An 8,180-nucleotide genomic window follows, 5' to 3' on the forward strand; every position below is an offset into this window, starting at 1 on the left:
TCGAGGGCAACCGACTGAAAGCCATACCCGGTGTCTCTGGGCCTCTGGACCTTACGACGGCCCATCCAACCCACCAACAACGTAGGACCGACTGAAGGGCAGTCAGGCGAGAAACAGACTCCGGAAACGACGAAGTCCCGCCCGATCTTTCGATCGGACGGGACTTCGTCGTGCGGTGGACCTGTGGGGATTTGAACCCCAGACCCCCTCGATGCGAACTATCGGCACGACGGTCGCTGAGGTCTGTCGGCCTGGCCAAACGGGCTGTAGGGATCAGCCAGGGTTGTTGGTGGTCGGTGTGGTTGCTGTACTTCTCTGCTGTACTGCTGGCCCTGGGGACGGACCGATGCGGGGCGGTGGAACGGTGAGCGTAGGCAGTCGCGGAGTGCTGGCAGTCGTGGGTACAGCAGCCGATGGAATCGAGACGCTGCGCACAGGACTCGTCGAGCCAGCCATCGCCCTCGGCTGGCAGGTAGCCCGGATCGGTCGGCCCCTGGCTTGCCGAATGGGCGAAGCAGACCGGGTACCTCAGCGACCGACGCCTCGCCGAGGCGGCGGCGGAATGGGAGTACGAGCTCCTGGGAGACAGCCTGCCGTGGAGCGTCGGCTGGTACGAGCACGACGAGGAGGAGATGCGCGCCGAACTGGTCGCCTGGCTCCTCGGCCACGCTGCGGTGCGGCTCCACGAGTCGGGCGCATCGGCAGATCTGCAGCACCGGATACGGCTGCTCGGACTCACCGGCAAGGACCGCTGGACGGATCCGCACTGGCCCGGCCACCGCTACTGACGACCAGCGGGCGCGACAGCTCGAGCGCTGGTACGAGCGCGCTTGCGCGGCCGGCTCGGGTTGCTGCTCGTGATCGCCCGTCATGGCTGCACTGTTACCGGCCCCGCATGACCACCCTGCTGCCGACCAGTCGGTCGTGCAGGCTCTGCCTCTTCTCGCTGAGGTTGGTCGCCGTCGCGTTGGCGACCACGAACACCGGGACCGCGGCCATCACGAGGTTGCTCAGGTGGCGTACCAGTGCGGCGCCGTAGGAGAGCCGCCCGCCGTCGGCGTCCCGTACGACCTCCATGTGAAGGAGCCGCTTGCCCACCGTGCCGCCCCACCGCGACACGCTCAGTGGCGAGTACAGCAGCAGGAAGGCGAGCGACCACACTGCGGCCGAGGGCAACCAGGCGCCGTCCGCCGAGGCCGCCACGAGGATCCGGTCGAGGGCGATCAGCGGGCCGAGAGTGACAGCGACGGCGATCACCAGATCGATGAACACGGCCATGCCGCGCCGCATGACGTCCCCCGGGGAGCCGGGCAGCGATCGGGATGAGACAACCATCCAGGGCAGCGAAGAGGAGCCGAGGTCGGAACCGAGTTCGTCGCCCGATGACATGCGTCCGATCATTCCTCATTCACACTTTCGATCTTGTAGCCTCTTTGGGCCCCGGACAGGGCGAACAGGCGCGGAGTGTATATCAGCCCCCATCGCCACTGCTCTCCCTGGTTCCCTGGATGATCGGGCACACGGAGGGCACTGCCGACGGGTCTACCGCTTCAGCGATCGGTAGCGCTTCATCAATGCGGTGAGCTTGTCAGGGCTGGCTCCGCCGTTCAGTTCCGTGAGGAGGTCGTCAGGGCAGAGTTCGTAGAGGTCGCCCCACCAGCGTCGTGCCTTGTTGTCCCAGATCCGGTAACCGCCGGGTACCCCTCGCGCGACGTACCGCCTCTTACTCATGCCTTCCCCAGACGTTGAGTCCCTCGCACGAGCACGGTAACGCGCGGTCGGTGGAGCGGCAGAGCACTGGGGTTCTCCCCGTAAGCCTCAACCCACCGAGGATCTACTTCCGCCAGCGAGCCGTACGCGAAGCAGTCGCAGCACGGACCTACCAGTCGCGCCACGTCCCAGTGAGGTCGTCCATGCCATTCCGAGCGGCAAGGCCCGAGACATCGATGCCTTGATCGGTGAGGACCTGGTCTATGTACTCGCACAGCTCCTCGCGCTCGATGGTGCAGTACGAGCCGTGCTCGTAGTCGATTGCGTTGAGCTTCAGTACGACGCGCTCGACGGCCGTGAGAATCTGCTCGTCAGACGCGTTGCTGAGCGAGCGCGCCTGGTCCTCGAACGACGCCAGAGAAGCATCGGTCGCATCCAGCATCGCCGCACTGTAGAGGTCTGCAGCGCCGGTGTTCCGCGACACCTCGTTCTGCCATATCTTGGATGGTCTGATTGCCATGTACGGACGCTACAACTGCCCTCCGACATGGCTGCCGAGGTGCATGCTTTCCAACTGTGCGCATGGCCATTCACGGGCGTTCACGGGCGTTCGCGCGGCAACTCAGAGAGGGTGCGTGTACGGCGGTGAACCACGGTGTCCGTCAGTGCACTGGACAAAGACCGGGAGAACGAGCGGCGCTGGCGAAGCCTCTTTCTGTGGGCACGGCACCCAGATTCACCTCGTAGCACAGTCCCGACGCCACCCCGTCCGCTAGCGCCCTTGCCGCTGGGGGGACTGCTGGTCCCCCGCTCTGCGCCTGTCGCTAGAGTGCGATGCTTGTTCGATTCGCGGGCCGGTGTGGAGGGGGAGGCGTTGTGAGTGCACAACTGAGAGACACCGCCGGGGAGTTGGCGGAGATATTGTGGCGGGAACACGCTGTGTACCGGGAGCGGTCCGGCGGTGTGGTCATCCGGGGTGAGCATGTACGGCGGTGGATCAGCCTCGCTCCGGCGGGCGGCCGGGACGAGGTCCTCGTACGCGCGGGGCGCATCCTGGACGGCGGCACCACCGCTCCGGCGCGTTCGGAGGCCGTGGTGCCCCTCTCCGCCGGTACAGGAGTGCTCGCCGCGACCTGCCGTCGCCTGCTCGCCGAGGCGGCGGCTGATGTGGCGCCGGTCGCGCCGGGACGGGCGTCGCCCGGGCGGTCCAAGCGGTCCAATCAGTCCGGGAAGGCCGCGCGGCCGATAGGCAGTGGGAAACACACCAGTTTCGGTTCATGGGTGATCCTCGCCTGCGTCGCCGGTGTGATCGCCCTGTACGTCTACAGCACCGCGATGCACGGCTGACTAGGGCCTGTTGGGAAAGTGCTGGTCACGGCCGACAAGAACTTCTGAATCCGCTGTGCTGGTTGTCAGTGCATTCTCGTAGGCACTCGGTGATCTGATTGAAGGGATTGCCATGGAAGACCCAACAGGCATCACAGCACTGGCCAAGATCCTTTCTCCAGATCTTGGCGCTGACGAGGAGATCGACTGGTCGGCCGCGGAAGCACGGTGGGGGACACGGCTCCCGCGGGACTACATGGCCTTCATGTCCGTGTACGGTGCCGGCTCGTTCGCGGAAGTCTGCATCCTCATGCCCCTGCCGAAGGAGTACATCCAGTGGGATCCCGGGACGTTCGAGGAGGAGACGGAGAACGCCCGCTACACCTGGGAGATGCTGGACGGCCAGGAAGGCCTGGACATCAACCCGGACCATATCCTCGCCTGGGGCATCACCTCTGGCCCAGACATCCTCTGCTGGCTGACTACCGATCCCGACCCTGACCGGTGGCGTGTCCTGGTTTGCGGCCGCCACACCCGAGACGACTTCACCCTGTTCCCCTGCGGCATGGTCGAATTCCTCCGCAAGCTGCTCGTTGACGAGTTCGACCCCTACCCACTCAGCATCGATCTCCGTGACGCCTCACCGCGCTACGTGCACTGGCTCGAGCAACAACGCCGCTGGAAGGCGGGCTTGGATCGATACTCCGGTGAGCCACAGCCAGCCAGCCAGTAGGGGTTGTCGTGGCCCCCGCTGGTCACAGCCATTCGTTGATGGCTGCGACCACCACGGTCGCGTGATAACGGACGGCGAGCTTGTCATACCTCGTGGCGACCGCGCGGTGGCGCTTCAGGCGGTTGATCCCGCACTCGACGGCGTGGCGCTCCTCGCAGTCGTCCTTGTCGAACTTCGGCGGGCGGCCGCCCCGGGAACCGAGCTCCTTGCGATTGCGGGCACTCAAGCCCGCTTCAGGCTCCCGAAGACGCCCCTGGCCCACACATGGCCCGTAACGAGACCTCAGCTGGACTGAACACCGCTTTAGGAGCGAGGTGGGGCGAGTTGGGTCCTGACCTGTGGCGTGCCGACTTCGACGGGCACAGGCTGCGTGCGCTGTCGATGTCCGCAGTTCCCCGTGACTCCCCGCCCGATCTGGCGCGGTTGTGGCACGACCTGCCCCCTCGATGCAAACTATCGGCAGGGTGGTCTAGGCCCAATACCGGTGACTTTGGTGGTGCTGGCTCGTTGAGTTGGTGTGCCAAGGCCCGGGCAGTTGAAGGTAGTTGAGGGTGATCGGTTTTCGGATCGGATCGCCCTTGGAGTGCTCACGCGTGCGTTTCCGCCGGAGCTGGTGGATGAGGTGGTGGCGGGGTGCGGACGCACTGAGGAACGTCGGCGCCTGCTTCCCGCGAGGGTGGTGGCACATGTCTGATAGATCGATCTCCCCGCTGGTGCAGCGCGTCCTTGCGTCGCGCTCCCCGAACCAGCCGACCCAAGCAAATGCATGGTGTGTGCAAGTTGTCGGGAAATGATCCTTGCCTGGTTGGGAAGGTCCTGGAGAACGTGCTCGTTTCCCCAGCTCAGCCCCACCCGTGAACGGCCCACCGCAGCTCAGAGCCCCTACCGGGGAAACCCGGTAGGGGCTCTTTGGTGTCGTACAGCAGCGAAGTACAGCAACTACGTCTGATCTTGTGCACCGAGGTAATCGAAAACGCCTCCACTCCGGACTCGGCTACAAGACTCCCGCAGAAGTCCACGCCGAGTACGAGGAGTTGCAGGCAGCGGCATAACGAGAACCCTCAACACCGCTGTCCGAGAAGCGCAGGGCCCCTCAGCCGGTCCGCGATGTGCGTCAGCCGGTCAGCCGTCGCATACCGTTCCGGCGGCCCGCCTCGATCCCCGGTTGGGCTGTACCGACGACGTAGTCGGGTTCGTCCGGGCCGAGAGCGACCAGCTCGCGCAGCTCCCATGTGTCCTCGGCGAGCTCGCCGACGAAAGCAGCCTCAGCGAACCGCCTCGGCATCCGGCTCGTCGACCGGAACGGAACTCGGGCCCGGGTCCTCGGTGTCGGTGTCGAACGGCGGCGCCTTTTCGGTCCACTTCATCGATGTGATCGTCGTGTAGCTCTGCAGCTCGCCCTTGCTCACGCCGTCACCGCTCCGGGTGGCGACCGTCTCGGTGCCGAGTGGCATGCCCGTGGACTTGTCGAAGATCAGGCGGAGTTCGGCGGGCTCGTGGGGGCTGGGGAGCGCGACGGCGTAGCCGGTGCGGCCGGTGTGGTCCTTGACATCGCCGAGGGAGCGCACGCCGGGTTCGGCGGCGAGGAGACGGTAGGCGGCGGCGCGCAGGGCCGGGGTGGACGGGAGGGTCGTGGCGAGTCGGACGGCCGTGTCGACGACGATCCGGTCGAGGATTTCCTCGGGGGCGTTGTAGTCCTTGTCGACCAGGGCGAACAGGCGCTTGCGGAGGGCCTGTTCATCGGTGGGGAGCGTGGCCAGGAGGCGGAGGGGGAGGTCGCCCATCGTGACGACGTCCGCGATTCCGCCGGGGGCGTCATGTTGGATCTCGCCCTTGCCGGCGTAGGTGAAGGTCTCCCCCTTCAGGTTCCACGATGTGGGGGAACCGTCCGCCTTCCACGCCGCCTCGTCGGCCTTCGTGGCCGGACGGGCCCCCAGGTCCAGGAGCTGCGACCACTGCTTGTTCTCGGCGGCGGCCGTCCAGTACCGCTGCTCGGTGCGGGCGGCGACGGTGTAGTTCTTGCCCGGGAACTTGTGGAGGGAACCGAGGTGTTCCTCCACGTACCAGTACGTGCCGGAACCGGCCGGTTGCTGCTCGACGTGGGAGGCGGCAGCGAGAAGGATCTGGCTGCCGGAGCCCGACGTCGCGGAGGGGGCGGGTCCTGGCTTCTGCGGCACGGTGTCGGTGATCACCAGAGCCGCCACCGCCGTCGCGGTGGCCAGGGCGAGACCCGGGACGAGAGAGCGGCCCGCCCTCCGCGGCCGGGCGGTGGTGCGAGCCGTGCGCGTCGCGCGCGGACGGGTCGTGAACGTTGCGAGCTCCTCTTCCCGGACCGGTGACGGCGTGGGACCGTCGGGGTCGAGGTGGGCGGGGCGGGCGGCTGTCAGGCGGTGCAGGATGTCGTTCTTCACCGGGCTTCCTTTCCTACGGCGATCTGGACTCGCGTGGACACGCGCCGCGCGGCTGCGGCCTCCTCCGTGGGTGGGGAGGCCGACGCGGCCTGGGTGAGACGTTTGCGCGCCCGGTGCAGACGGACTCGCAGGGTGATGGGCGAGCAGCCGACCACCGCGGCCGCCTGTGCCGGGGTCAGGCCCTGCCACCCGGAAAGGATCAGCAGTTCCCGATCGTCCTCCGGCAGCGTGGCCAGCGCGTTGAGCAGCGCGTTGCGCTCGGATACCTCCTCGGCAATGTCCGCCTCGGCGGGTTCCGTCCAGGAGCGCAGCTCGGCGGCGAACGACGCGCGCCTGGCCTCCGCCCGGATGCTGTCCCGCAGGATGTTGCGGGCGACCCCGAGCAGCCATGGCAGCGGTGGCTCGGGGACGTCGTCCAGCTTGCGCCAGGCCACGGTGAACGCTTCGTTCACCACCTCATCGGCGACCTGTCGTCCCGCACGGCTGACCACGTAGGCCCACACGCGTTGCCGACAGCCGTCGTAGATGGCGGTGAAACGATCCGCATCGTAATCGGGCACTGCCCACCTCCTGTCCCTCCTGGTGTGCTCTGTCGTTGGGTAGTGGGCCGAACGGGGCGATCGTTACAGCGGCATGTCAGGAAACACGCCCGAGAGGCGAGACGTACGTCACATCAGGCGGACCATGGGCGAGACCGTCTTCTTCGGGACCCTGAAGCAGTGGCAGCAGAAGTGCCGCTACGGCAACGCCTCCTGGCCGAAGTTCGAGGCACTCGCGACGTAGGTCGCCGGGGAGGATCTCACCGGCTTCTTCGACGCCTGGGCGCATGGCACCACCGCCCCGGAGCAGAAGTATCTGTACCCCGGAAGCCTCGGCGGCGCCCGGCTGCCTGCCGAACCCCGCGCTGTCCTGAGCGCCTGACGAACTCCGTGCCTGCGGGCCCCTCCCGAGGGGCCTGACGGAGAAGGCGTCGCGCGCGATGTCCTTGTCCCCTGCAGGCTGGCGCTGCGCGGATCGGTCAGCAGCGCCAGGCGCAGCCATGGCCGGCTTCCAGCCCGGCCCAGCACACCGACAGGCAACTTCAGCAGAACCTTTCCGGCCCGCGTCGCTCCAGCTCACGACCTTCACCGGACGCAACAGGTGTCGGCGTAGGGCGATCGCCCACTGGCCTTCGGGCGGGAGGCGGCGCTGCCGACGCGGACGTGTGGGGAGCGGCAAGAACTACGGCCTCTGCCCCACCGTCCACGTCGGCCTGGTCCTGTCTGATCTACCGCAAGGCGCCGAGCCCCTGCGCCGGGAAGCCGCCCTCGCGCAGGCACATGGCCCGCACCGCGCTGCCTCCACTCGTGGCTCGACGCCGGCACATCAGCCTGGCGAAGTGCCGACCTCGGACGCGTGCTCGTCAGTGGTGCCCTCGTCCCGGTCGGGTTCGTACGGCAGGCGCATGCCGCGCGACTCGGCGACCCGCAGCGCGTCGCTGAGGCACTCGGCGAGCCTGATCCCGGCGTACCGCACCTCGCTGTACGGGGACATGGTGTCCGCCAGCACCTCGCGGGCGTGGTCGAGGATCTCGGCTCCCATGTCCAGTTGCACGGCCTCCATCTCGTCGGCCAGCCGGGAGAGGTGGCTGCTCTGGTCGTCGGTGACGAGGAAGCACGGCTTGCCCTCGGGCGACGGCCAGGGGAGCAGGCGGGGTCCCGGAAGGCATCGGCGGCCTCACCCTTCCAGTGACCGGAGTCGAGCTTCTTCATCCCGCCGCCGACGAGATCGTCGGCGATCAGCGGCTCGCAGGGAGAGAGCGTCCGCTCGGACCGGCTTTGCCCGGCCATGGAGACACCCCGGCACCACCTCCTAATGCTGTTGTCAAGCCGCTGTGGTGACTGGGAGTTCGCATTGGTAGCACCATCCGTCACGTATCAAAGCCCACAGGACGTTGACCCGTCGACGGGCCAGGGCGAGGACCGCCTGGGTGTGCCGCTTGCCTTCGGCGCGCTTGCGCT

At 67.3% G+C, this 8,180-nt stretch carries 12 protein-coding genes and 2 pseudogenes; 4 read left to right on the forward strand and 10 right to left on the reverse strand.

From position 1 onward, the window contains the following. Nucleotides 1–632: 632 nt before the first annotated feature. A complete protein-coding gene (locus ACWD6R_RS38695) occupies nucleotides 633–788 on the forward strand; it encodes a hypothetical protein (protein WP_451823041.1) in 156 nt (51 codons plus the stop codon). Between the two features lie 94 nt (nucleotides 789–882). Here ACWD6R_RS38695 and ACWD6R_RS38700 read toward each other — a convergent pair whose 3' ends face one another. The 3 genes from ACWD6R_RS38700 to ACWD6R_RS38710 all read right to left on the reverse strand — a co-directional run bounded on the left by ACWD6R_RS38700 (nucleotide 883) and on the right by ACWD6R_RS38710 (nucleotide 2,230). Continuing rightward, entirely contained in the window at nucleotides 883–1,389 is a 507-nt protein-coding gene (locus ACWD6R_RS38700) for an RDD family protein (RefSeq protein ID WP_451823042.1), read from the reverse strand. A gap of 153 nt (nucleotides 1,390–1,542) precedes the next feature. Further along, nucleotides 1,543–1,731 (reverse strand): hypothetical protein, encoded by a 189-nt coding sequence (locus tag ACWD6R_RS38705; RefSeq protein ID WP_451823043.1) that lies wholly within the window; start codon nucleotides 1,729–1,731, stop codon nucleotides 1,543–1,545. Between the two features lie 148 nt (nucleotides 1,732–1,879). After that, a complete protein-coding gene (locus ACWD6R_RS38710) occupies nucleotides 1,880–2,230 on the reverse strand; it encodes a hypothetical protein (protein WP_451823044.1) in 351 nt (116 codons plus the stop codon). Nucleotides 2,231–2,628: 398 nt separating this feature from the next. Here ACWD6R_RS38710 and ACWD6R_RS38715 point away from each other — a divergent pair, with 398 nt between their 5' ends. Both ACWD6R_RS38715 and ACWD6R_RS38720 read left to right on the forward strand, forming a co-directional pair. Next, nucleotides 2,629–3,057 (forward strand): hypothetical protein, encoded by a 429-nt coding sequence (locus ACWD6R_RS38715; RefSeq protein ID WP_451823051.1) that lies wholly within the window; start codon nucleotides 2,629–2,631, stop codon nucleotides 3,055–3,057. 112 nt (nucleotides 3,058–3,169) lie between these two features. Next, on the forward strand, nucleotides 3,170–3,769 hold the full coding sequence (locus tag ACWD6R_RS38720) for an SMI1/KNR4 family protein (protein WP_451823045.1): 600 nt from the start codon (nucleotides 3,170–3,172) through the stop codon (nucleotides 3,767–3,769). Between the two features lie 22 nt (nucleotides 3,770–3,791). On the opposite strand, the gene ACWD6R_RS38725 is transcribed toward ACWD6R_RS38720, so the two are convergent. Beyond that, nucleotides 3,792–3,995, reverse strand: coding sequence for a hypothetical protein (locus ACWD6R_RS38725; protein ID WP_451823046.1), 204 nt, complete (start codon nucleotides 3,993–3,995; stop codon nucleotides 3,792–3,794). A gap of 357 nt (nucleotides 3,996–4,352) precedes the next feature. On the opposite strand from ACWD6R_RS38725, the gene ACWD6R_RS38730 reads away from it, so the two are divergent. After that, a complete protein-coding gene (locus tag ACWD6R_RS38730) occupies nucleotides 4,353–4,463 on the forward strand; it encodes a transposase domain-containing protein (protein WP_451823047.1) in 111 nt (36 codons plus the stop codon). Between the two features lie 420 nt (nucleotides 4,464–4,883). Here the strand turns inward: ACWD6R_RS38730 and ACWD6R_RS38735 are convergent, their stop codons facing one another. The 6 genes and pseudogenes from ACWD6R_RS38735 to ACWD6R_RS38760 form a co-directional block, all read right to left on the reverse strand. Then, on the reverse strand, nucleotides 4,884–5,054 hold the full coding sequence (locus ACWD6R_RS38735) for a hypothetical protein (protein ID WP_451823048.1): 171 nt from the start codon (nucleotides 5,052–5,054) through the stop codon (nucleotides 4,884–4,886). After that, a complete protein-coding gene (locus ACWD6R_RS38740) occupies nucleotides 5,035–6,180 on the reverse strand; it encodes a CU044_5270 family protein (protein WP_451823049.1) in 1,146 nt (381 codons plus the stop codon). The genes ACWD6R_RS38735 and ACWD6R_RS38740 overlap by 20 nt, the downstream gene beginning before the upstream one ends. Continuing rightward, a complete protein-coding gene (locus ACWD6R_RS38745; RefSeq protein WP_451823050.1) occupies nucleotides 6,177–6,740 on the reverse strand; it encodes an RNA polymerase sigma factor in 564 nt (187 codons plus the stop codon). The genes ACWD6R_RS38740 and ACWD6R_RS38745 overlap by 4 nt, the downstream gene beginning before the upstream one ends. An 805-nt stretch (nucleotides 6,741–7,545) precedes the next feature. Next, entirely contained in the window at nucleotides 7,546–7,773 is a 228-nt protein-coding gene (locus ACWD6R_RS38750; protein WP_451823052.1) for a hypothetical protein, read from the reverse strand. 134 nt (nucleotides 7,774–7,907) lie between these two features. Then, nucleotides 7,908–8,009 (reverse strand): annotated as a pseudogene (locus ACWD6R_RS38755) (hypothetical protein); the annotation flags it as partial. 34 nt (nucleotides 8,010–8,043) lie between these two features. After that, nucleotides 8,044–8,180 (reverse strand): annotated as a pseudogene (locus tag ACWD6R_RS38760) (IS110 family transposase); the annotation flags it as partial.

Source organism: Streptomyces sp. NPDC005151, assembly GCF_053599875.1.

Excerpts from the sequence above, each read along its gene's own strand:
- ACWD6R_RS38735 (WP_451823048.1), bottom strand. The coding sequence starts at position 5,054 with ATGCCGAGGCGGTTCGCTGAGGCTGCTTTCGTCGGCGAGCTCGCCGAG.
- ACWD6R_RS38720 (WP_451823045.1), top strand. The coding sequence starts at position 3,170 with ATGGAAGACCCAACAGGCATCACAGCACTGGCCAAGATCCTTTCTCCA.
- ACWD6R_RS38710 (WP_451823044.1), bottom strand. The coding sequence starts at position 2,230 with ATGGCAATCAGACCATCCAAGATATGGCAGAACGAGGTGTCGCGGAAC.
- ACWD6R_RS38700 (WP_451823042.1), bottom strand. The coding sequence starts at position 1,389 with ATGTCATCGGGCGACGAACTCGGTTCCGACCTCGGCTCCTCTTCGCTG.
- ACWD6R_RS38705 (WP_451823043.1), bottom strand. The coding sequence starts at position 1,731 with ATGAGTAAGAGGCGGTACGTCGCGCGAGGGGTACCCGGCGGTTACCGG.
- ACWD6R_RS38695 (WP_451823041.1), top strand. The coding sequence starts at position 633 with ATGCGCGCCGAACTGGTCGCCTGGCTCCTCGGCCACGCTGCGGTGCGG.